Origin of the sequence: Syntrophomonas wolfei subsp. methylbutyratica (assembly GCF_001570625.1) — a bacterium.
Classification (GTDB): Bacteria; Bacillota; Syntrophomonadia; order Syntrophomonadales; family Syntrophomonadaceae; genus Syntrophomonas; species Syntrophomonas methylbutyratica.
The window spans coordinates 1-496 of the sequence record NZ_BBQT01000070.1; the positions used below are offsets into that span (position 1 = coordinate 1).

A 496-nucleotide genomic window follows, 5' to 3' on the forward strand; every position below is an offset into this window, starting at 1 on the left:
CATTGGAAAGAAAATTAGATTGGTGACCCGAGGTAGAGTAACCGGTGGGGCGGGTGTCTGTGACGCCCTAAAGGGTGGTATAGTTCTGGATTTGTCTACCTTGGATGAAATCGTGGAAATAGACGATCCCAGCATTCAGGTTATTGTCCGTCCCGGGGTTATTCATGCCCAACTAAACCAGGAAGTTTCTAAATATAAGCTATTCTTCCCGCCGGATCCCGGAAGCAGTCAGATGTGTACTATAGTAGGCATGGTCGCCAACAATGCCAGTGGCTTGAGGGCGGTAAAATATGGTTGCACCGAACAATATATTTTAGGGATGGAAGTGGTATTGCCCAACGGGGAGGTAATTACCACTGGCGGGGTCAAGGACAGGTGCATAAAAAATGTCTCCGGTTTAAACCTTACCAAACTAATGGTAGGCTCAGAAAGGGTACTGGGGATTTTAACCAGGAGTCGCCTGCGCTGATGGCCAAAACCCAAAGTCCACGTTCTT

Annotated in this window: 1 protein-coding gene; it reads left to right on the forward strand. The window is 48.0% G+C overall.

All coding sequences use genetic code 11. The annotated features are described in order from the left end of the window. Positions 1 to 469 (forward strand): FAD-binding oxidoreductase (locus AWB54_RS15050; protein ID WP_394326502.1); only part of this gene is annotated, 469 nt, incomplete at its 5' end. Positions 470 to 496: the final 27 nt, after the last annotated feature.